This is a genomic window from beta proteobacterium MWH-UniP1 (assembly GCA_036362785.1).
GTDB lineage: Bacteria > Pseudomonadota > Gammaproteobacteria > Burkholderiales > Burkholderiaceae_A > Lacustribacter.
Genome location: CP143625.1, coordinates 1531071 through 1552475 on the forward strand (window position 1 = coordinate 1531071; position 21405 = coordinate 1552475).

At 57.4% G+C, this 21405-nt stretch carries 22 protein-coding genes and 1 tRNA gene; 5 read left to right on the forward strand and 18 right to left on the reverse strand.

From position 1 onward, the window contains the following. Positions 1-9: 9 nt before the first annotated feature. Positions 10-1359, forward strand: a complete 1350-nt coding sequence (locus AOB54_07475) for an MATE family efflux transporter (protein WVN41319.1) — start codon at positions 10-12, stop codon at positions 1357-1359. Here the strand turns inward: AOB54_07475 and orn are convergent. After that, the gene (gene orn / locus AOB54_07480) at positions 1312-1872 is read right to left on the reverse strand and encodes an oligoribonuclease (GenBank protein ID WVN41320.1); all 561 of its coding nucleotides are present in this window, start codon (positions 1870-1872) and stop codon (positions 1312-1314) included. The two genes, AOB54_07475 and orn, sit on opposite strands and share 48 nt — an antisense overlap. Positions 1873-1907: 35 nt before the next feature. Between orn and rsgA the strand changes: the two genes are divergently transcribed. Further along, on the forward strand, positions 1908-2897 hold the full coding sequence (gene rsgA / locus AOB54_07485) for a ribosome small subunit-dependent GTPase A (protein ID WVN41321.1): 990 nt from the start codon (positions 1908-1910) through the stop codon (positions 2895-2897). 47 nt (positions 2898-2944) lie between these two features. Here the strand turns inward: rsgA and AOB54_07490 are convergent, their stop codons facing one another. The 8 genes from AOB54_07490 to AOB54_07525 all read right to left on the reverse strand — a co-directional run bounded on the left by AOB54_07490 (position 2945) and on the right by AOB54_07525 (position 8636). Beyond that, a complete protein-coding gene (locus tag AOB54_07490) occupies positions 2945-3979 on the reverse strand; it encodes a cobalamin biosynthesis protein (protein WVN41322.1) in 1035 nt (344 codons plus the stop codon). A gap of 31 nt (positions 3980-4010) precedes the next feature. Continuing rightward, positions 4011-4730 (reverse strand): CoA pyrophosphatase, encoded by a 720-nt coding sequence (locus AOB54_07495; GenBank protein ID WVN41323.1) that lies wholly within the window; start codon positions 4728-4730, stop codon positions 4011-4013. Between the two features lie 36 nt (positions 4731-4766). Beyond that, a complete protein-coding gene (gene rplS, locus AOB54_07500) occupies positions 4767-5162 on the reverse strand; it encodes a 50S ribosomal protein L19 (protein WVN41324.1) in 396 nt (131 codons plus the stop codon). A gap of 168 nt (positions 5163-5330) precedes the next feature. After that, entirely contained in the window at positions 5331-6032 is a 702-nt protein-coding gene (gene trmD, locus AOB54_07505) for a tRNA (guanosine(37)-N1)-methyltransferase TrmD (GenBank protein ID WVN42802.1), read from the reverse strand. Between the two features lie 26 nt (positions 6033-6058). Then, positions 6059-6607 carry a ribosome maturation factor RimM gene (gene rimM / locus AOB54_07510; protein WVN41325.1) on the reverse strand — a complete coding sequence of 183 codons (549 nt, stop codon included), beginning with the start codon at positions 6605-6607 and terminating at the stop codon, positions 6059-6061. Continuing rightward, the gene (gene rpsP / locus AOB54_07515; protein ID WVN41326.1) at positions 6585-6839 is read right to left on the reverse strand and encodes a 30S ribosomal protein S16; all 255 of its coding nucleotides are present in this window, start codon (positions 6837-6839) and stop codon (positions 6585-6587) included. Before rpsP ends, rimM begins: the two co-directional genes overlap by 23 nt. A gap of 84 nt (positions 6840-6923) precedes the next feature. Beyond that, positions 6924-7874 (reverse strand): FAD-binding protein, encoded by a 951-nt coding sequence (locus AOB54_07520; GenBank protein WVN41327.1) that lies wholly within the window; start codon positions 7872-7874, stop codon positions 6924-6926. 12 nt (positions 7875-7886) lie between these two features. Further along, entirely contained in the window at positions 7887-8636 is a 750-nt protein-coding gene (locus AOB54_07525) for an electron transfer flavoprotein subunit beta/FixA family protein (GenBank protein WVN41328.1), read from the reverse strand. 108 nt (positions 8637-8744) lie between these two features. On the opposite strand from AOB54_07525, the gene AOB54_07530 reads away from it, so the two are divergent. Further along, positions 8745-9839 (forward strand): lytic murein transglycosylase, encoded by a 1095-nt coding sequence (locus tag AOB54_07530; GenBank protein WVN41329.1) that lies wholly within the window; start codon positions 8745-8747, stop codon positions 9837-9839. A 9-nt stretch (positions 9840-9848) separates the two neighbouring features. Next, positions 9849-10394 carry a thermonuclease family protein gene (locus AOB54_07535; GenBank protein WVN42803.1) on the forward strand — a complete coding sequence of 182 codons (546 nt, stop codon included), beginning with the start codon at positions 9849-9851 and terminating at the stop codon, positions 10392-10394. Between the two features lie 5 nt (positions 10395-10399). Here the strand turns inward: AOB54_07535 and rlmB are convergent, their stop codons facing one another. Together rlmB and rnr are read right to left on the reverse strand one after the other, a co-directional pair. Next, the gene (rlmB, locus tag AOB54_07540) at positions 10400-11161 is read right to left on the reverse strand and encodes a 23S rRNA (guanosine(2251)-2'-O)-methyltransferase RlmB (GenBank protein ID WVN41330.1); all 762 of its coding nucleotides are present in this window, start codon (positions 11159-11161) and stop codon (positions 10400-10402) included. Positions 11162-11167: 6 nt separating this feature from the next. Then, on the reverse strand, positions 11168-13462 hold the full coding sequence (rnr, locus tag AOB54_07545) for a ribonuclease R (GenBank protein ID WVN41331.1): 2295 nt from the start codon (positions 13460-13462) through the stop codon (positions 11168-11170). A gap of 34 nt (positions 13463-13496) precedes the next feature. Between rnr and AOB54_07550 the strand changes: the two genes are divergently transcribed. Further along, a tRNA-Leu gene (locus tag AOB54_07550) sits at positions 13497-13583 on the forward strand. Between the two features lie 61 nt (positions 13584-13644). Here AOB54_07550 and AOB54_07555 read toward each other — a convergent pair. From AOB54_07555 to der, 7 genes are all read right to left on the reverse strand, one after another. Next, complete coding sequence (locus AOB54_07555) at positions 13645-14964, reverse strand: adenylosuccinate synthase (protein ID WVN41332.1); 1320 nt, start codon at positions 14962-14964, stop codon at positions 13645-13647. Positions 14965-15033: 69 nt separating this feature from the next. Next, positions 15034-16206 (reverse strand): ATP phosphoribosyltransferase regulatory subunit, encoded by a 1173-nt coding sequence (locus AOB54_07560; GenBank protein WVN41333.1) that lies wholly within the window; start codon positions 16204-16206, stop codon positions 15034-15036. 17 nt (positions 16207-16223) lie between these two features. After that, positions 16224-17120, reverse strand: coding sequence for a protease modulator HflC (gene hflC / locus AOB54_07565; GenBank protein WVN41334.1), 897 nt, complete (start codon positions 17118-17120; stop codon positions 16224-16226). Next, a complete protein-coding gene (hflK, locus tag AOB54_07570) occupies positions 17120-18568 on the reverse strand; it encodes an FtsH protease activity modulator HflK (protein ID WVN41335.1) in 1449 nt (482 codons plus the stop codon). The genes hflC and hflK overlap by 1 nt, the downstream gene beginning before the upstream one ends. 6 nt (positions 18569-18574) lie before the next feature. Beyond that, a complete protein-coding gene (hflX, locus tag AOB54_07575) occupies positions 18575-19768 on the reverse strand; it encodes a GTPase HflX (protein ID WVN42804.1) in 1194 nt (397 codons plus the stop codon). Next, positions 19765-20004 (reverse strand): RNA chaperone Hfq, encoded by a 240-nt coding sequence (gene hfq, locus AOB54_07580; GenBank protein ID WVN41336.1) that lies wholly within the window; start codon positions 20002-20004, stop codon positions 19765-19767. Before hfq ends, hflX begins: the two co-directional genes overlap by 4 nt. Positions 20005-20056: 52 nt before the next feature. After that, complete coding sequence (gene der / locus AOB54_07585) at positions 20057-21403, reverse strand: ribosome biogenesis GTPase Der (protein ID WVN41337.1); 1347 nt, start codon at positions 21401-21403, stop codon at positions 20057-20059. Positions 21404-21405 lie beyond the last annotated feature (2 nt).

Sequence of the window (21405 nt, forward strand, 5' to 3'; positions counted from 1 at the left end):
GACTGCACGATGTCCACCACGCGGGCACGCGATGTTTTTCTTCTGGGTTGGCCTATCTTGGTGGGCCAGATCGCCGTGCTGGGCAATGGTGTCATCGACACCATCATGGCCGGCCAACGCTCAGCCGTTGATCTGGCGATTGTTGGCCTTGGTGCCAGCATCTATATCAGCGTATTCGTTGGTTTTCGTGGCGTGTTGATGGGCCTAACCCCCATTGCCGCAGGCCATTTTGGCGCCGGGCGTTTGTCCGAGATTGGCGACGATGTCGGCCAGACCGTCTGGGTGGCCCTGATTCTGGCATTACTCGGTGTTCCCTTGTTGCTCTGGGCCGACCCGTGGCTGTGGCTGATCAAACCAGATCCATCATTACATGCGCCGCTGTCAGGCTATCTGCAGGCCACCTTAACCGCCCTGCCCGCCACCTTGCTGTTCAGTGTGTTTTTCACCCTGAACAGTGCAACGTCTCGGCCAGCGGTCACCATGACCATCAATCTTGTGGGGCTTGCCCTGAAGTGGCCACTCAACATGGTCTTCATGGATGGACTCTTTGGCTGGGTGGAGCCCATGGGTGCAGTTGGCTGTGCAGTCGCCACGGCAGTCTTGGCCTGGACATCTTTTTTCATTGGACTTGCGGTCTTGGCAATCGATCGGCGCTACCGTGAATTTCATATTCGACTGCGCCGCCCAGACACCAAGAAAATCGGTGAGCTCTTTCGAATTGGGCTGCCCATCGGTGTTGGCTACCTGATTGAAGTCACATCCTTCACCCTGATGGCCCTCTTGATTGGTCGATTTGGCACGATTGCGAGCGCCAGCCACCAGGTTGCTGCCAACCTGGCAACACTCATGTTCATGGCACCGCTGGCGCTATCAAATGCCACCAGTATTTTGGCGGCCCAATGCATCGGCGCCCAAGATGAGCGAAAGGCTAGAGCGTGGGTCTTTGCCGGCATGCGGCTGGTGATGGGAATTGCAATCACTCTGAGTGTTGCGCTGGTGTTGTTCCGATCACCGATTGCAGCACTCTATGCAGAAAATGCCCAAGTCCGCGCCTTTGCAGAAACACTCATCGTGATGGCCGCAATCTGCCATGTGCTGGATGCCCTGCAGTGCCTGCTCTATTCCTCGCTGCGCGCATGGCGGATCACATTTGCACCCATGCTCGTCTATGGCGTGAGTCTGTGGGGGCTTGGCGTGGGGGGCGGCTGGCTATTTGCGAACCATCTATTCACGCCTGATGCCAGCGCGGCCCAGGGTTTTTGGATTGGTAATTTCTGCGGCCTGGCACTGGCCTGCATGGGCCTTTGGTTCTTACTGCGGCAGCGGTTTTTGAATCCAGTTGTCGCGATAAAAACGTAATTCCTGAATCGACTCTTCGATATCGGCCAATGCCGTGTGGGCCCCTTTTTTCTCAAAGCCCTTCATGACTGCAGGACTCCAACGCCGGCACAATTCTTTGATCGTGCTGACATCAATATTTCGATAATGAAAAAAGGCCTCGAGCTCAGGCATGTAACGGGCCATGAAGCGGCGGTCCTGATGGACCGTGTTGCCACACATCGGTGCCTTACCAGCCGGCACATAGCCACGTAAAAACGCCAAGAGCTCGGCAGCCGCCTGTGACTCCGTTGTGGTGGACGCCTTGACCTTGTCAATCAGGCCCGAACGGCCATGGGTACCTTTGTTCCAGGCATCCATGGCGTCTAACACCGTATCGGGCTGATGCACCACCATCACGGGGCCAACCCCAAGGATATTGAGTTCAGCATCCGTCACGATCACCGCCACTTCCAAGATACGGTCGGTCTCGGGATTCAGGCCGCTCATTTCCATGTCGACCCACACCATATTGAGTTCATTTACCTGTGTCATAGCCCGCAATCATAGCCTGTGCGATGATTGCCGCCATGCCGTTAGACGCTCTATCCGCCCGCCTGCTCAGCCACCAAGGCCGCCAGGCTTTGGTATTGGACGAGGCCGGTGAGACTCGGCGCTGCGTGTATAAGGGCCGCGACTTAGCGCCCACGGCCAACGACCAGGTCATCATCGATACCACCGTGACACCGGCGGTCATCACAGCCATTGTCGAGCGCCACAACCAACTCATCCGTAGCGAGGCCCACCGGTCCAAGATTCTGGCCGCCAATATTGATCAGGCCATGATCGTGATTTCAGGGGCCCCGCTCTTTTCCGATGAACTGCTGGCCAGAATGATTTGCGCCTGTAGCGCCGAGCATATTCCTGGCATCGTTGTGCTCAATAAAATTGATTTAAAAGACGAAACAATTCGGGCCCGCGCACAGCTTGCGCCGTTTGGAGATTGCCTGCGGCTTTTGGGCTGGCGGATTTATGAAGTGTCTGCAAAACCGCAGGCCTCCCCACAGGTGTCAGACACCGCAGACAAGGTGTCTGACACCTGGCAAGATGGGTTGGCAAACGGATTGGCCCAACTTCGGCTGGCCCTCGAAAATAAAACGACCGTGATCATGGGCCAATCGGGCATGGGCAAGAGCAGCTTACTCAATGCACTGGTGCCCGGCTTTAATGCCATGACCCGCGAAATCTCTGAAGCGTTGCAAACGGGCAAGCACACCACCACCGCTGGACAAGTTGTGAAGTATTCAACGAGCCCAGGGCAAGACGGCGCACGCGCCTCAGATCAAGGCTGGTTGATTGACACGCCGGGGTTCCAACTCTTTGGCCTGCACCACTTGTCGGAAAGCCAGATGGCACTTGGCTTTCCAGAGTGGCGTGAAATTCACGAGCAAGATGGCCGATGCAAGTACTTCAATTGCCGGCACATCAATGAGCCCGGCTGCACGGTGCAGGCTGCTGCAGAAAATGGTCGCATTGCAAGGCGGCGGCTAGGCCTGTGGGCCAGTCTGGTTGGCGGCTAAGCGCCTAGCCGATTGAATTAGAAAAAGTGTTCGCTAGTGCAACAACACTAGCCTAGCCAGTGGCCAACTGACACCAAGAACATTAAGGCCACCCAAAGAATCAGTGCCCGCCAGACCAGACCAACAGCAGAGCGCAAGGAAGATTCGTCTGCCTCGCGAAAGTCGGGCATGTCTTGATACAGCGATGGCCACGGGCCACCGAGTGCCTCGGTCTCAGCAGGCTCATCAATCTGTATGGATACCGAATGGGCCTCGGGCACACTGAGCCGAACGCCCATAGCACCGGCACCTGAAGACAGAATCACACGCTCCGTGTCGTTGGCATGGGGCACAAAACCAGATTTGATTCGCCACATCAAAATGGCATCTTCAAAGTTACCCACAATCGCAAACACGATGGCGGTGACGCGTGCGGGAAACCAGTCGATCCAGGCAAAAGCACGGACTGCAAATTCGCCAAAAGGTGACAGCGGTGGCGTTGGCGCATTCGGCGCAAGACTGACTTCCTGGCGGGCGTCGGCCCAGACACGCCGTGCCTCAGCGCTTAAGCGATACAGCATGGCACCGGCAGGGCCGGGCAGAATCACAAACCAGAACAGCACACCAAAGACGTGACGCTGCGCCCCCACCAAGGCAAGACGAATGGCCTCGCGAGAGATGGCCGATGCATCACCCGAATCGGCCGCGATACGGGTCATGAGATCACCACCAGAGTGGGCCGCCCACTTCCTTAACTCTTCGCGGGCCAGCGGTAGATCGTTGTTGGCCAAGGCCAACTGGATTTCGGTGAAGCGATTGCTGAACTGACGAAAACCAATCGTTACATAGAGCACACCAATTGTGGCCAGAAAACCCAGAATCACATGGACCCGAGTGAGCAGCGCCACAACGATCCAGGTCAACAGCGTGCCGCCAATGACCACCACCAGCCATGTCCATCGGGCCGAAGCCGCATCGCCCGCATTGGTCACACGCTCGGCGCGCAACAAAATCCGCTCGATCCACGAGCCCAGGCGTGAGTCATCCCGGACGGGCCGGACCTGCTCAAGCAACATGGCAAAAATAAAGCTAAATAGCGTCATGGCCGTTAGTCTAGCTGCTTCGGGTCAAGTTTCAATTTTGATGCCAGGCGGCATGCAGTAGGTGGTAGAGATTGCGCAACATGGCCGCCGTTGCACCCCAGATAAAGAAATCCTGGTAGGGCATGGCATAGAACTGGATTCGCTCACCCGTTGGGCTTCGCTCCGCGGGAATGACACGGACCTGGTGGTGGCTGGGGTTCATCAGAAACGAGAGCGGCACCTGAAAAATATCCGCCACCTCGCGCTTATCGGCGGTAAAACTCGGCTGCGCCTGAATATGGCCAATCACCGGCGTGACGCAAAATCCTGTCGCCGTGAAGTAGTCAGGCAGTCGGCCCAAGACCTGGACCGACTGCGGGGAAAGACCAATTTCTTCGAAGGCCTCCCGCAGGGCAGTGGCCTCGACCGATGGGTCATAGCGCTCAGCACGGCCCCCAGGAAAACTAATCTGACCAGCATGACTGGACAGACCAGAGGTGCGTTTGGTGAGCACCACCTGTGGCTGCTCATGGCCCACCAGGGGAATCAGTACCGATGCCCTAACCGCATTTTCTGGTGTGACTGGACGCACGGGCCTGCGGCGATCACGCAACAATTCAGGGGACCAACTTGGAAACGTGGGATCGGCACGGACTCGAGAAAACAAAGTGTCGAGGGCCGAAAACGACAAAGCCTGCTCGGGTAGAGCAGGCTCTGTGGGGCGGGCTTCAAAGTCCGCTGATTCGGGATCGAAGCCAATCTGGGACGACATGATGACCCGTTGGCTCCGGCCCTTGTGCGACCTGAATTACTCGGCGGCCGAATCAGCCTTGCCTGCGTCAGCTTTGCGTGCAGGCAGCTTTTCGCGGATACGGGCCGATTTGCCGGAACGATCACGCAGGTAATACAGCTTGGCACGGCGAACATCACCGCGACGCTTGACTTCAATCTTTGCAATCAGGGGTGAGTACAACTGGAAGGTTCTCTCAACGCCCTCGCCCGAGGAAATTTTTCGAACGATAAACGAGGAATTCAATCCACGATTACGTTTTGCGATGACCACGCCCTCGTAGGCCTGCATACGTTTGCGGTTACCTTCCACCACATTCACGCTAACGACCACGGTATCCCCTGGTGCGAATTCGGGGATGTCTTTGCCAAGACGGGCAATTTCTTCCTGCTCAATTTGACGGATCAGATCCATGATTTCTCCAAAAACCATCGTGGGTCCAAGAGGAGAACATCGCTTAAGCGATTGCGCGATATTGCGCACGTTCCCATTGACCTATTGGATGGGGTTCACAATTAACAACACTCATTTTTTGGCGCGACCCCGAGTGATGAAACGATCGGAATCGGTCACAAGAAACGACTAGTCCGGTTTTTCTAACAGGTCTGGCCGAAGCTGCTCTGTGGCCGCTAAAGCGGCCTTTTTGCGCCAATCTGCGATTCTCTCATGATGTCCGGATAAAAGCACGTCGGGCACGGCCTGCCCCGCGAATACCTCTGGCCGGGTGTAGTGGGGCCAATCCAACAGCTGGCCACCGGAAAACGAGTCCTGCACCGCCGATTCGGCATCGCGCAAGGCCCCAGGCAGGCGACGAATCGCGCCATCTAAGACGGCCATCGCCGCAATCTCGCCGCCCGAGAGCACAAAGTCCCCCAGGCTCCAGAGTTCATCGACCTGCTGATCAATAAACCGCTGATCCACACCCTCGTAACGCCCGCAGATGATGGTCCAACAAGGCGTAGTGGCCACCCGGTCCATCAGGGCCTGGTTCATCGGCTGGCCGGCTGGACTCATCAGCACCACCGGGCCCGGGGCAAGGCCTGCTGCCTGTTGCTGGGTTTTTACGGCAGCCACCGCCTCGGTCAGGGGGCCGGGCATCATGACCATGCCAGGGCCGCCGCCATAGGGCCGATCGTCGACGGTTTTATAAGCGTCGTGGGCGTAGTCCCGCAGCTGGTGGGTGTGCAGCTGGGCAAGCCCCCGGTCCAGGGCGCGGCCGGTAATGCCAAATTTCGAGACCGCATGAAACATCTCGGGAAAGATGGTCACGATGTCAAAACGCACCAAAGGCTGGGCCATGCGAACTGCTCTTATTTCATCCAGGCCGGATCCCAATCCACGTGAATCACACGCTGATCGGAGTCGACCTGGTCGATGTATTGGGCAACAAACGGGATCATTCCGGAATCCACCACAAGCCAATCGTGTTCGCCATTGGTCTGTAGCGAACCCACCAGGCCAAGATCTAGCCCTTGTCGATTGATGACCCTGCAGCCGATCAAATCAGCCCAGTAAGTCTCGTCTTCATCAGGTTCGGGAAATTCACTGCGCGATAGCCCAACGAGCGCGCCGCGAAGCAATTCGGAATGATTTCGATCACTGACCGCTGCGAGTTGAAGCTTTAGGCCACGGGTCTGCGGCGAGCACTCGACAATATCGGAGTGCAACCATTGGCCGCTTTTGAGTTTTACCCAGCAGTGGGAAAAATCCTGCAGCAGAGAATCGTCGATGGGAAGTCCGGTCACGGACTTCAGCGTGTGGAGCCGAACGGCTCCTTTCAGACCGATGGGTGCGCCGACCTCGGCCAGCGGCACCCAATCTTCAGGAGGTGAAACCTCAGGCAGCTTTTTGGCTTGCAAATTCTTTGATCAGGCGCTGAACGCGCGGGCTTACCTGTGCGCCCTGGCTACGCCAGTAATCAACGCGATCCATTGCGATGCGCAGTTTTGTCTCGCTGGCCGCGGCCACGGGATTAAAAAAGCCAACACGCTCAATGAATTTGCCATCACGGCGGCTGCGCGAATCAGTCGCGACCATGTGAAAGTAAGGCCGCTTGTGTGCGCCACCACGGGCTAAACGAATAATGACCATAAATGCTCTCTCGTATCAAAATCGGGTCGGCGGCAGGCGCCTTGCCTACAGCCGGAAAAGCCCTCGATTCTAGCAGTCTGGCCTTTATTTGGAAAGGGCTTGGGTTAATTCAGGGACAACCTGAAAGAGATCCCCCACCAGGCCGTAGTCGGCCACCGAGAAAATCGGTGCCTCGGCGTCTTGGTTGATGGCCACGATCACTTTGGAGTCTTTCATGCCGGCCAGGTGCTGAATGGCGCCAGAAATGCCCACTGCAATGTAGAGCTGGGGGGCGACCACCTTGCCCGTCTGGCCCACCTGCCAGTCGTTGGGGGCATAGCCCGCATCCACGGCGGCCCGGCTTGCACCCATGGCGGCCCCAAGCTGATCCGCCAGCTGCTCCAACATGGCGAAGTTTTCTTTCGAGCCCAGGGCCCGACCACCGGAGACCACGACCTTGGCCGCCGTTAATTCCGGGCGGGCCAGCACGGCGATTTCACGCGAAACGAACTTGGCGCAAGCCGCAGGGGCAGCGGCGACAGCGACGGGTTCAATCGGGCAGGCGGCCTGTGCACCCTGTGCCTCGAAGGCAGTGCCACGGACCGTCATGACCTTCACCGCATCGGTTGATTGCACAGTGGCAATCACGTTGCCCGCATAGATGGGCCGCTTAAAAGTGTCGACCCCAAGGACTTCGATGACGTCGGAGATCTGGGCCACATCCAACCGAGCCGCCACACGTGGCGAGATATTTTTACCAAAAGCCGTGGCAGGAAACACGATCGCGTCCATGCCGGCAGCGCTGACCAGGATCTGCTCGGCCATAGGCTCAGCCAGTTGGTCAGCAAGCAGGGGCGCGTCGGCCACCATCACGCGTTGCACGCCCGCGATCTGGGCGGCCGCCTGGGCAGCAGGTCCAACATTGGCACCGGCAACCAAGACGCAGATTTCTGCACCACCGCCAGCCTTGGCCAGGGCACTCGCTGCAGCGACCGCATTGGCCGTGACCGGACGCAGTTGATCGTTACTGTGTTCTGCAATGACTAGAATTTTCATGAGATCGATTCCTTAGATCACTTTGGCTTCGTTGCGCAGCTTGTCAACGAGCGTGGCGACATCGGCCACCTTGATGCCGGCCTTGCGGCTTGGTGGATCTTCAACTTTTAAGAGTTTGAGGCGATGGGTAATGTCGACCCCATGGTCAGCCGGCGTGGACTGCTCAATGGGTTTTTTCTTCGCCTTCATGATGTTGGGCAGGGTGACATAGCGGGGTTCGTTTAGCCGCAGGTCGGTCGTTACCACTGCAGGAAGATTTATGGAAATTTTTTCCAGACCACCATCGATTTCACGCGTGACCAGGGCCTGCTGACCCGATATTTCAAGTTTGCTGGCAAAGGTGGCCTGGGGCACGCCCCAGAGTGCGGCCAGCATCTGGCCGGTCTGATTGGCGTCGTCGTCAATGGCCTGCTTGCCCATGATGACCAACTGAGCCGATTCTTTTTGCGCAACCGACTTCAGAATTTTTGCAACCGCCAACGGTTCCAAGAGCTGGTCGCACACCACATGGATGCCCCGGTCTGCGCCAATGGCCATTGCGGTGCGAAGCACATCTTGGGCCTGGGCAGGGCCACAGCTGACCGCCACAATTTCTGTGGCCACACCCGCCTCTTTCAGGCGGGTTGCCTCTTCGATCGCAATCTCGTCAAAGGGGTTCATCGACATCTTGACGTTGGCGATATCCACATCCGAGCCATCCGACTTGACTCGGACTTTCACGTTGTAGTCCACCACGCGCTTTACGGGTACCAACACTTTCATTACGGTCTACCTTTTAAATACGGATTTGGTCAGGGACATGCGGCAAAAAGGCTTGACGCAACAAGACGCCAAGCTACATTCTAATGCGACAATTCCAGCAACCCATCCATGCCCAACGACCACGCCATGCAGCCCCGCCGCCGACGCACACTTGCGCTTGGGGCTGGCCTGCTTCTGTCAGCCGGGTTTCCTGCAGCGCACCTATTGGCGCAGCCCCGCAACAAAACCGCCCGCGAAACTGAAGAGTCTCTGGCCATTGGCCTGCGGCATGGTTGGCTGGGCCGAAGCGATGTGCAAACCTTCATCTCGGATACTGCCGACAAACACAACCTGCCGCGGACATGGCTGTGGAGCCAGTTTGAGGGGCTCGGGGCGCAGCCCCGGGCACTACTGCTGATGAATCCGCCCCCACCGCCCCCGGGCGAAGTGCCAAGAAAACGGTCCTGGGCCCGTTACTTATCGCAGCACGCCGACATCACCCGGATCAACGCGGGGCGCACCTTTATGGCCGAACATCGGCAGGTACTCCACGATGTTGCACAACAATCTGGTGTGCCGGCACAGGTGATCGCCGCCATCATTGGTGTTGAAACCAAATACGGGCAATTCACCGGTCGATTTCCAACATTAGAAACGCTCACCACGCTGGCCTTTGAGTCACCAAGGCGGGCGGATTTTTTTCGTAAAGAACTCGAGACGCTTTTGGTGATGGGCCGGCAAGGTGTTGTGAATTTGAAAGAACTACGGGGTTCGTTTGCGGGCGCACTGGGCTTGCCGCAATTCATGCCCAGCAGTTGGCAGAATTTTGCCCTTGGCTACCGTAACCCAGCACGTGCCGATTTGATCAACAACCCGCATGACGCAATTGCATCGGTGGGGAATTTTCTAAAACTGCATGGATGGCGGGCCAGTCGCCCGAGCCACACCGTGGCAGTGATTCCACTGCACACCAACCCAGCAAGATTCGTAGCACCACAGCTTGAACCGCTACACACCGTGGCACAGCTTCAGGCGGCCGGTATTGAACAAGAAACACCCAGACTTTCGGCGGATACAAGCGCGAGCCTAATCGATCTTCCCGAAGAAGATGACAACGTGACCTACTGGATTGCAGCCCATAATTTTTTTGTGATTACCCAGTACAACCGAAGTTTCATGTACGCAGCGGCCGTTTTAACGCTCGCCGAATCCCTGGAGAGTTAAGTCTTGCGCGTGATTCAATGGCTGGCCGCGACGCTGGCTGCACTGGTCATCGGCCTGTCGGGATGCAGCTCACAGCCAGGCCTGGCCCCACCAAGTGGCCCCTACAAGATTGCGGAAATCTTTGATGGTGATTCCTTTAATCTGATTGCTGCCAATCAACAGATCGTGCGCGTGCGCATTGCGGGCATAGATGCGCCAGAAAAACGCCAACCTTATTCCAACAAATCCAAAGAGTCTTTAGAGTCTTTGCTCGCGGGCGGCACAATCACGCTCACGCCTGTGAAGATCGACCGGTTCGAGCGCTGGGTGGCCCATGTGTCGGTGAATCAAAACGATATTGGATTACTTCAGATCCAGCGGGGCTACGCCTGGTTCTTCACACGCTATCAGCAAGACCTGGATGATCGCCGCAAATCGGACTATGCCCGGGCCGAAGAAAACGCCCGCCGAGAAGGCCTAGGCTTGTGGGCCGGCATTGCGGCATCGGTCAACAACCCCGCACTGGCACCCGAGCCACCGTGGAAATTTCGTGAGCGGACAAAGAAAGAAAAATAATTGATTTACTTACGCGCCTGACGCTGACGCAGCGCTTCATAACAACACACGCCGCAAGCCACTGACACATTCAGGCTTTCCACCGACCCTTGCATGGGCAGCCGCACCAGAAGATCACAACGCTCCCTCGTTAAGCGGCGCATGCCCTCGCCTTCGGCGCCCAGAACCAGAGCGATCTTGCCCGTGAGATCGGTGGCATAGATTGACGCCTCTGCCTCGCCGGCCAGCCCAATCACCATGTAATCGGCCTGCTGTAGCTCTTCAATGGCTCGCGCCAGATTGGTCACCTGCAGATACGGCAGATGATCCGACGCACCAGCGGACACACGTGCGGCGACATCGTTCAACGGTGCGGATTTGTCACGTGGTGCAATGACTGCCGCCGCACCGGCAGCATCCACACTGCGCAAAATCGCCCCAAGGTTGTGAGGATCGGTCACGCCATCCAAAACCACCAGCCACTGATCAACCGGCTTGAGTGATTCCATCTGCTCTAATAAGTCTGACAGGCTGTCAGGCTGCGGACGTTTGCTGGCAATGGCCAACACGCCCTGATGTCGCTGCCCCTTGGCCAGCCGATCCAGCTGAAGTATTGATTCCGAAATGGTTTTGATCGAAGCCTGTTCGGCCTGCTTCAAAAGCCCATTGATGCGTGCGTCTTTACGCTGGCCATCAAACACGATTCGGCTGATGGTGTCGGGCGCCGCCCGAAGGCGGGCACGAACCGCATGAAAACCGAGTAAACAAATTTCTTTGGGATCTGCCATTGGGAATTAGCGCCGGCTGCGTTTGGATTTGCGCGCTTTGCCGGCCTGAGATGCCGGCTGGCGGGCGGTCTTGGTTTTCGCGGGTTTTGCCCTCGCGGACTTCGTGGAATTTTTCGTGCCTGAAGGCGGCGCAACGACTGGTGTCACCGATGGTTTGGATTTTTTCTTCTTGCCGCCCCGTTTCGCTGCGCCACTGGCCTGCTCTGCCAAGGCCTCGGCCAGCCAGCGGGGCATATCGAGCACTTCTTCCTCATCATCAGGAAGTTCGTAATAGTCTTGCTCGCGCTCGGTCGTCTTGGTGGACTTGGTTGCGCGCATCAGGCTTGGCACCAGCTGAAACTCAATACGGCGGGCATCCAGGTCAACACGGGCAACCTGCACCACCAGGCTGTCATAGAGCCTAAAACGCCGGCCGGTTCGCTCACCGCGCAGCTCATGCAGGACTTCGTTGTGTTGGAAGTATTCTGCGCCGAGCTCTGACACATGAACAAGACCCTCGACATAGAGTGCATCTAGAGTGATAAACAAACCAAAGGGCGCAACGCCTGTGACGGTGCCGCGCAGCTGCTCGCCCACACGAGACTTCATGTATTGACACTTCAGCCAAGCCTCGACATCGCGCGATGCCTCATCGGCACGACGCTCTGCTGCCGAGCAATGGTCACCAATATTGCGCCAACGCTGCAAGGGATCGTCGTCGCCGAGATCGCCAAAAGACGGCACATAGTGGCCCTTGTTGTGGATGATGGTCTTGATCACCCGATGCACTAACAAATCCGGATAACGGCGAATCGGCGATGTGAAATGGGCATAAGCCTCGTAGGACAGGCCAAAGTGGCCGGAGTTATCCGGTGTGTAAATGGCCTGCTGCATACTGCGCAAGAGTAGCGACTGAATCAATCGCGAATCGGGTCTGGCACGAATCTCTTTGGCCAGGCGGGAATAGTCCCCGGGATTGGGCTCATCACCCCCCTCGAGCTTTAGTCCCTGCACTTTCAGAAAATCGCGTAGTGCCTTTAAGCGCTCCGGCGTGGGCCCTTCGTGAACGCGGAATAAGCCATGGCGTTTTGCCCGCTTAAAAATATCGGCAGCACAGGTGTTGGCCGCCAGCATGCACTCTTCAATCAGACGATGGGCATCGTTGCGGACTCGCGGCAAGATCTTCTCAATTCGGCCATTGGCATCGAATTGCATAAAGGTCTCGACCGAGTCGAAATCAATCGCGCCACGGGCCTCGCGCGCGCCCAACAGCGCACGAAAGACTTCCTCGAGTTGGCCCAGCGGTTCAACCAAGGGGCCAAGCTGCACCGCCTCTTCCGACAGCGGGTCGCACAACACCGCCCAGGCGCGGGTATAGGTGAGCCGCTGATGGGAACAAATCACGGCGTCATAAAACTGATAGGCCTTGACCTCGCCGTCGGTGCTCACCACCATGTCGCAGACCAGGGCCAAGCGATCGACATGTGGATTTAAGGAGCACAGGCCGTTGGAGAGTTTTTCCGGCAGCATGGGAATGACCCGGCGCGGAAAATACACCGATGTGCTGCGTGAAAATGCATCGCGGTCCAGAGCATCACCCGTTTGCACATAGTGGCTGACATCGGCAATGGCCACCAACAAACGCCAGCCTTTGCCGGGAATGGCTTCGGCATAAACCGCATCATCAAAGTCTCGCGCATCTTCGCCGTCAATGGTCATAAACGGCACATCGCGCAGATCAATTCTGTTTTTCAGGTCTTTGGCACGGACCTCGTCTGGAAGACGGCTGGCGAGTTTTTCCGCCTCGGCAGAAAACTCATGGGGTACATCGAATTTGCGTACCGCAATCTCAATTTCCATGCCGGGGTCGTCGACCCCGCCAAGTACCTCGACCACCCGGCCCACCGGCGGCGTGTACCGGGTGGGGGGGTCCACAATCTCAATGGAGACCACCTGTCCCGACTCCGCCCCCATGGTGTCGGCCGGCGCCACGATCACGTCGTGTTTAATGCGCTGGTCCTCGGGCACCACCACTAAAATGCCGCGCTCATTGACCAGTCGGCCCACGAGCTTGCGATTGGCGTGCTCCACCACTTCCAAAATGACCGCCTCGGGCCGGCCCCGCCGATCGGTGCCCACCACACGGGCACTCACCCGATCGCCATGCATGGCCTTGAGCATTTCTTTTGGCGAGACAAAGACGTCATCGCCGCCAGTATCGGGCCGAATAAAACCGAAGCCGTCTCGGTGGCCAATCAGGCGGCCATAAAAACCACTGGGCTGGGCTTTGGATGGGGTCAGAGGCGAGGCTCGTTTTGACAATTGTGTGTTTCCAAGTAAAGTACGCGGCTCACTTGCCCAGATGGCGGAATTGGTAGACGCACTAGGTTCAGGTCCTAGCGGTGGCAACACTGTGGAGGTTCGAGTCCTCTTCTGGGCACCATCTTAATCCCCTGAAGTTCAAACACAACCAGCCCGAGCAACGCGCCCGGGCGGTCACCGCCTTACTTCCCAAACGGATGGTCGAGCAATATCGTGTCTTCCCGGTCTGCACCGGTCGAGACCATGGCAATGGGCGCCCCCACCACCTGCGCCAGACGCTCAAGATAGCGCTGGGCCGTGGCCGGAAGATCTTTCCACTGGCGCACGCCCTGTGTCGATTCCGTCCAGCCCGGCATGGTCTCGTAAATGGGCTGGCATTGTTCCACCGCGTCCGAACCAAAAGGCAGCACGTCTAAGCGGCCGGCAGGGGTGTCATAGCCAACACAGAGTTTGATTTCTGATAAGCCGTCCAACACATCAAGCTTGGTAATGCACAGTCCCGTCACACCGTTAATCTGCATGGAGCGGCGCAAGGCTGCGGCATCGAACCAGCCGCAACGACGAGGCCGGCCCGTGACCGAACCGAACTCATTGCCACGTTTGGCCAGGGTCTCACCTACCGTGTTGATCTGCTCGGTGGGGAATGGGCCACTGCCCACTCGGGTGGCATAGGCCTTGGTAATGCCCAACACGTAATGCAATTTCGAAGGGCCAACACCGGCGCCAGCACCCGCCGCACCGGCAACACAGTTGCTGCTAGTGACATAGGGATAGGTGCCGTGATCAATGTCGAGCAAGGACCCCTGGGCACCCTCGAACAGCAGGTTGTCACCGCGCAGGCCAGCTTCGTATAGAAGCTGAGGCACATCGGCCGTCATCTTCAAAAGCCTTGGTGCCATGGTCATCAGATCATCAAAGACCTGATCCACCGACAGGGGCTTGGATTTCAAATGATGTTCCAACACAAAGTTATGCAGGCTCATGGCCTCGGCAAGCTTTGTTTTTAAAGCAGATGGGTTGGTGAGATCCAGCAGACGAATCGCTCTGCGGGCCACCTTGTCTTCATAAGCTGGGCCAATGCCACGGCCCGTGGTGCCAATCTTTGCATCGCCCTTGGCGGCCTCGCGGGCCTGATCCAGAGCCACGTGATAAGGAAGAATCAGTGGGCAGGCCAGACTGATTTTTAGGCGTGACTCAACGTTAATGCCATTGGCCTGTAATTCGTCGATCTCACCCAAAAGCGCTGATGGGGAGAGCACCACGCCGTTGCCGATATAGCAGGTCACGCCGGGGTGCAAAATGCCCGATGGGATGAGCCGCAGAATGGTTTTTTTGCCATTGACCACCAGGGTATGGCCCGCATTGTGGCCACCTTGGAATCTCACCACGCCACTGACCTGCTCGGTCAGCCAGTCCACAATCTTGCCTTTGCCCTCGTCACCCCACTGGGTACCGATGACGACCACATTCCTGCCCTGCTGTACAGCTGTTGCGCCTGCCATTTGTTTTCCGATTCTTTTGAGTAACCAAGCCCGACAAGCCCAAGGCCTGCCTTCATTCAAAGGCCTGCCTTAGGCCACGGACCAGCTGCCCGCCTGATTCACGAGCTTTTCGCCGGTCCACACCCCTAATTCTGCATCAGGAAGAGCAATTACCGTTTTCCCCTGTGCCCGCAGGCTGGCAATCGCTGCCCGAAGCGCCGCATCGTCACGCCAGGGCGCGGCGATCGGGGCGAAAGAACAATCCGCCTCGCCCTCTGAAGAGGCCGTGATGCCGAGTAATTCCCGTAGTTCCAGGCTAAACCCGGTGGCCGCACGTGCACGGCCAAAGATCTCACCCACACCGTCGTAGCGGCCACCACGGACCACGGCGTTGGGCAGGCCCTCGCAGTAAATCGAGAACATGACACCGTTGTGATAGCGATAACCGCGGAGATCGGCGAAGTCCACCGTTAACACGCACTGCGGGTGTTCGGTAAAGAGTGCCGAATTGGCCACCGCCTGCAGACGATCCAGCGCCTGGCTAATCGTTGGCACGGCCGGCAAGACTGCCCTGGCTTTTTCAATGACATTGCCTGGGCCCGTTGCTGGGCCGTACAGATCGATCATGGCCAGAAGCGACTTTGCCGTTGCCGGTGCTAGCCGGGTAACGAGTTGATTCAGGCGAACACGGTCCTTGGACTGCAAGGCCTGCAGCACATCAGTCTCAATCGCTGCCAAGGCCGGATCCTGGTCACGCAAGGCCAAAAACACCCCGCGGTGCGAGAGATCCAGCCTAACTTTTTGAATGCCAGCAGCATCTAAAGAGGCCAGCGCCAGTTCTTGAACTTCCAAATCCGCTTCCAGGCCAGCATGGCCAAAGAGTTCACAGCCCACCTGAACCGGCTCACGCGACGAGAGCAATCCAGCCGGCTGCGCATGCAGCACCGAGCCGGCGTAACACAGGCGGGTCACGCCCTGATGTTGTATTTGATGGGCGTCAATACGTGCTGCCTGCGGCGTCATATCCGCCCGCAGGCCCAGCAACCGGCCGCTGGCCTGATCCACCAGCTTAAAGGTGCGCAGATCAAGATCGCGGGCCTGATCAATCATGAGTGATTCGACATGCTCCACCAGGGGTGGCTGAATCAATGCGTAGCCGTAGCCCGCATAAAGGTCGAGAAGGCGACGGCGAAGCGATTCAAGCCGCTTCGCCTCGAGCGGCAAAATATCCGAGAGTTGGTCAGGCAAAAGCCATGCGGGCATAAAAAATTCGCCTGTGGTTACTTGGCGTTTCCGTTGCCGCTTGGCCGAACACCTGAAGACCTGAAATGACGGAAGAAGTCGGATTGCGGGTCCGCCACAATCACGTCCGATTTGTTTTTAAAGCTCTCGCGATAGGCCTGCAGGCTTCGGTAAAACGAGGCGAATTCCGGGTTTTGTCCAAAGGATGCGGCGTAAAGCGACGTGGAGCGTGCATCGCCGTCACCCATGATGCTTTGGGCGCGACGATAGGCCTGAGCAAGAATGACTTCGCGCTGGCGATCGGCATTGGCACGAATCTTTTCAGACTCGGCAGCACCGGAAGAGCGCCGCTCATTGGCGATGGCTTTTCGCTCGGACTCCATGCGGCGGAAAACAGAATCGCGGATTTCATCAGCCAGATCGACACGCTTGATTCGCACATCGACCACTTCCACACCAAGCCGCTGGGCATCGGCATTCACGCGGTCGCGAATGCCCGTCATGATCTGCTCGCGCGATGCGGAAATCACTTCATTCATGGTGCGCTTGGCGATCTCGTTATTCAGCGCGTCACGCAGGCTGCGGGAGATACGGTCTGCGGCACCGGCCGGGCGGCCAGCCACCGAGACCCAATACTCTTTGGGATCGATCACACGCCATTTCACATACGTATCCACCAGCACGTTTTGTTTTTCACTGGTGATAAAGCGATCAATCTCGGGCGTGTCGATGGTCAGAATGCGTTTCTCAACGAAAACCACGTTTTGAAAGGGGGGTGGCATCTTGAAGTACAGGCCAGGCTTATTCACCACTTCTTTGATTTCACCCAGGGCAAACACAATAGCGTATTGCCGTTGATCCACCACAAAAATGCACGAACCGGCGATCAGGACCAACACGACCAGCGCGGAAATCGCTGTAAAGAGCTTATTCATTATCTTGCCTCCCGCAGACGGTCACGCAGGCTTGGCCCGGAATTGTTAGCGGCTGGAACCGATGGCTCGGCTGCTGGTGCAGCCGGTGCAGGTGCGGCTGTTGGTGCGGCCGGTGGAGTGGTGGCCATGCCCGATGCGGCGGGTGCCGCGCCCGGGGCGCCGGCAGCCGACTGCTGCATCAAACGATCCAGGGGCAAGTACAACAGATTGCTGTTGTTCTTGGACTCGACCATGACCTTGCTGACATTGCTAAAGACCTGCTGCATGGCTTCTAAGTACATCCGTTCACGCGTGATCGCAGGGGCTTTGTTGTACTCCACCATGATCTTGCGGAAACGGTCTGCATCACCCTGGGCCGTGGCGATCACACGCTCTTTGTAACCTTCGGCTTCTTGGATGAGTCGCTCAGCAGAACCGCGGGCACGAGGAATGACATCGTTGGCATAGGCCTGGCCCTCGTTTTTCGCGCGCTCGGCATCTTGGCCTGCTTTGATCGCATCGCTAAAAGCAGCCTGGACTTCTTCAGGCGGCTGGGCATTTTGAATGGTCACGTCGATGATGCTCAAACCCGAGGTGTAACGATCCGCAATGGCCTGGATCTGGGCGAGTGCTTCGCGAGCGATGCCCTCTTTGTTTTCGTAGAGCACCGTGTCGCTCAGGCTTCGGCCCACAATTTCACGCATGGCGGTCTCAGCAGCCTGGGCCACGATGTCATCAGTGGCCACGTTGTTAAACAAATACGACTTGGGATCAGCGATTCGGTATTGGACCGCGAACTGCAGATCCACCATGTTCTCGTCACGGGTCAGCATCAGGGAATCACGCCCGCGATTACCCGCACCGCTACCGCGAATACCAACGCTCACCTGACGAATCTGAGACAGATTCACAATCTCATGCGATTCAAAAGGGTAAGGCAAACGCCACTGAAAACCAGCGGGTGCCGTGGTGCGGAATTCGCCAAAGCGCAGCACGATCGAGGACTGGCCCTCTTGCACAATATAAAAGCCAGTGGCCAGCCAGATCAGCGCACCGGCAACCGCCACCATGCCAAAGGCTGGGCCGGTTTTGACATTCGGGGCCTTAAAGCCGCCGCCGCTACCACCAGGGCTACGTCGGCCACCACCGCCAAAGCCCCCACCTGAATTCTTATTGCCCTTGCCGCCAAACATGCCGCTGAGTCGGCGATTAAAGTCACGCCAGACTTCGTCGAGATCGGGGGGCTCGTTGTTGCCCGAGGGGCGATTACCCCGTGGCGGCTCAGACGGCCCGCGATTTGGTTCCTGCTGGTCCTGGGCAGATGGCCCCTGGGCATTGCGGCCAGGCTCTTGGCCGCTGGGCTGCCCATTACTGGCAGGCGGCTCTTGGCCAGAGCCCGATTGACCCCAGCGGGGGTCGCCTAGGGCGAACAAGCGCCGAAAAATAGACCAATTTTTAAGTCGAATCATGGGCTTTTAGAGAAGGGACTGAACAGAAGGTTGCACTGCATCGACATTATCGCTGAGAGCCCCCAAAGTCGGTTCGGAATTAGGGAAAGCCGGCATATGGGATCTGACCGCCTGCCGCAGAGCATCAATGCCGCTGCCAGAAGAGGCGCTCAACCAAACCCGGCGGATCCTACCATAGGGATCTACCTCGGACCGTGGGGGCAAATCGGTCAAGTCAATCTTGTTGTAGACCTCGATTCTGGGAACGTCTGCCGCCCCAACCTCAGCCAATACTTCTTCAACGGCCTGTTTATGAAGATCGCGGTCAGGGTCAGATGCATCAATCACATGTAACAGCAAATCGGCGTCGGCCGCCTCGTGCAGCGTCGACTTAAAGGCCTCGATCAGGCTGTGCGGGAGTTCACGAATAAAGCCAACTGTGTCTGACAAGACCATAAACTCACCTGGCGCAAGAAAGACGCGACGGCTGGTGGTATCTAGCGTGGCAAACAACTGGTCAGCCGCATAGACATTGGCATGGGTGAGGGCATTAAAAAGCGTGGATTTGCCGGCATTGGTATAGCCCACCAAGGACACCACAAAAGCCCCCTGTCGGCTGCGCTGACGACTTCGATTCTTGCGCTGCTTTTCCACCAATGCCAGCCGCGACTTCAACTGTTTCACACGCTGGCCAATCAGCCGCCGGTCGGTTTCCAACTGAGTCTCACCTGGACCACGCAGACCAATACCGCCCTTTTGCCGCTCTAAGTGGGTCCAGCCACGGACCAGCCGGGCCGACAAATAATCTAGCTGGGCCAGCTCCACCTGCAATTTGCCCTCATGGCTGCGGGCCCGTAGGGCGAAGATATCCAAGATGAGCGCAACACGATCGATCACGCGACGTTTTAACAATTTGGTCAGGTTGCGTTGCTGACCAGGCGTCAGGGTGTGGTCAAAAATGACCAACTCTGCCGCATGCTCCTGGCAGGCCAACAGAATCTCTTCCGCCTTACCAGTGCCGACAAACAAAGCAGAGTCTGGTTTGTCTCGGCGGCCTGTCATCACGGCCACTACCTTTGCGCCTGCCGATTCAGCCAGGGCCTGAAGCTCATCAATATCTGGCCGTGGGCCTTGGCCCAGGGTCAAGGCGACTAGAACAGTGCGCGGCTGTTTAGAAAAATCAACGTCATTCGACGTTGAGACGGAACCGAGGTCGCTCAGCTCGACTCACCCTCTGCTGTGAAGTTCACTGCGCGGGCAGGAACAATTGTGGAGATCGCATGTTTGTAAACCATCTGCGTCACGGTGTTGCGAAGCAGCAGCACATACTGATCAAACGACTCAACATGGCCCTGCAATTTAATACCGTTAACCAGATACACCGATACCGGCACATGCTCTTTGCGGAGCAGGTTTAAAAACGGGTCTTGTAACGCCAGCCCTTTTGCTTGTGACATGGTAGAGAACTCCCAAATAGAGCACCTACTATACCCATTTCAGGCCTGGGAATCACTCTTCTGGCTTGTAGGGATTGGTGGACGTCTTCCACTCAATTCTCAGGGGTGTGCCCTCAAGTTTGAAGACCTTGCGAAACCGGGCCTCCAAGAACCGCTTGTAAACGTCGGAGATGTGTTCCAGGGCGTTGCCATGCACCACGATAATCGGTGGGTTCTGTCCCCCCTGGTGGGCATAGCGCAGTTTTGGCCTAAACCGGCCATGCCTTGGTGGCTGCTGATGTTCCACCGCCTCGCGCAGGGCCCGCGTGATCTTGGGTGTTGAGAGTTTGAGTGTCGCCGCCGCATAGGCTGCATCCACCGACCGCATCAGGGCATCCACGCCGGTGCCTTTTAATGCCGAAATAAAGTGGAACTTCGCCCAATGCAAAAAGTGGAGCTTGCGGTCTAAGACTCGCTTCACATCGTCACGGGCAACGGAATCCAAGCCGTCCCACTTGTTGACCGCAACCACCAGGGCCCGGCCCGCCTCCATCACGAACCCAGCAATGTGGGCGTCTTGATCCGAGACCTCTTCCCGGGCGTCCAGCATCAGAATCGCGACATGGCAGGACTCAATCGCCTGCAGGGTTTTAATCACCGAAAACTTTTCAACGGCTTCAAAGACCTTGCCCCGTTTGCGCAGGCCCGCGGTGTCGATTAGCTGATACTTTCGGCCATCACGCTCAAATGGAATCGTGATGGCATCTCGCGTGGTGCCTGGCATGTCAAAGGCAATTACACGCTCTTCACCCACCAGGGTATTGATCAGCGTGGATTTCCCCGCATTTGGCCGGCCAACAATGGCCACACGCAGGCCGCGCTCAGCAATCTCTGCGGCTTCATCTAGTTCCGGCACATGGGCGGGCAATACTGCAAATACCCGTTCCATCATGGTGTGAATGCCGTCCCCATGGGCCGATGAAATTGGGCTGGGATCACCCAAGCCTAGCTCGTAAAATTCGGCCGTGCGGCCCTCGCCGGTCAGTCCCTCAAGTTTATTCACAGCCAGCGTGACGGGACGGCCTGTTTTGCGCAAAAGATCGGCAATCTGAAAATCCTGTGGCGTAAGACCCGCGCGGCCATCAACCAAGAACACCACCGCATCAGCCTCGGCAATGGCCTGCTTGGTCTGCTTGGCCATCTGAAAGGTAATGCCCTCTTTGACCACGGGCTCAAAGCCACCCGTGTCGACCACCAGATAGGGCCGTTCACCTAAACGGCCCTCGCCGTAGTGGCGATCTCGCGTTAAGCCAGGCAGGTCGGCGACCAACGCATCACGGGACCGCGTAAGCCGATTAAACAGCGTGGACTTGCCGACATTCGGCCGACCCACTAACGCAACGACAGGTTTTGGATTCAAAC

Bases quoted from the DNA above. Each gene is read 5' to 3' on its own strand.
- AOB54_07475 (WVN41319.1), top strand. From the start codon at position 10: ATGTCCACCACGCGGGCACGCGATGTTTTTCTTCTGGGTTGGCCTATC.
- orn (WVN41320.1), bottom strand. From the start codon at position 1,872: ATGACACAGGTAAATGAACTCAATATGGTGTGGGTCGACATGGAAATG.
- rsgA (WVN41321.1), top strand. From the start codon at position 1,908: ATGCCGTTAGACGCTCTATCCGCCCGCCTGCTCAGCCACCAAGGCCGC.
- AOB54_07490 (WVN41322.1), bottom strand. From the start codon at position 3,979: ATGACGCTATTTAGCTTTATTTTTGCCATGTTGCTTGAGCAGGTCCGG.
- AOB54_07495 (WVN41323.1), bottom strand. From the start codon at position 4,730: ATGTCGTCCCAGATTGGCTTCGATCCCGAATCAGCGGACTTTGAAGCC.
- rplS (WVN41324.1), bottom strand. From the start codon at position 5,162: ATGGATCTGATCCGTCAAATTGAGCAGGAAGAAATTGCCCGTCTTGGC.
- rpsP (WVN41326.1), bottom strand. From the start codon at position 6,839: ATGGTCATTATTCGTTTAGCCCGTGGTGGCGCACACAAGCGGCCTTAC.
- AOB54_07520 (WVN41327.1), bottom strand. From the start codon at position 7,874: ATGAAAATTCTAGTCATTGCAGAACACAGTAACGATCAACTGCGTCCG.
- AOB54_07525 (WVN41328.1), bottom strand. From the start codon at position 8,636: ATGAAAGTGTTGGTACCCGTAAAGCGCGTGGTGGACTACAACGTGAAA.
- AOB54_07530 (WVN41329.1), top strand. From the start codon at position 8,745: ATGCCCAACGACCACGCCATGCAGCCCCGCCGCCGACGCACACTTGCG.
- rlmB (WVN41330.1), bottom strand. From the start codon at position 11,161: ATGGCAGATCCCAAAGAAATTTGTTTACTCGGTTTTCATGCGGTTCGT.
- AOB54_07555 (WVN41332.1), bottom strand. From the start codon at position 14,964: ATGGCAGGCGCAACAGCTGTACAGCAGGGCAGGAATGTGGTCGTCATC.
- AOB54_07560 (WVN41333.1), bottom strand. From the start codon at position 16,206: ATGCCCGCATGGCTTTTGCCTGACCAACTCTCGGATATTTTGCCGCTC.
- hflC (WVN41334.1), bottom strand. From the start codon at position 17,120: ATGAATAAGCTCTTTACAGCGATTTCCGCGCTGGTCGTGTTGGTCCTG.
- hflK (WVN41335.1), bottom strand. From the start codon at position 18,568: ATGATTCGACTTAAAAATTGGTCTATTTTTCGGCGCTTGTTCGCCCTA.
- hfq (WVN41336.1), bottom strand. From the start codon at position 20,004: ATGTCACAAGCAAAAGGGCTGGCGTTACAAGACCCGTTTTTAAACCTG.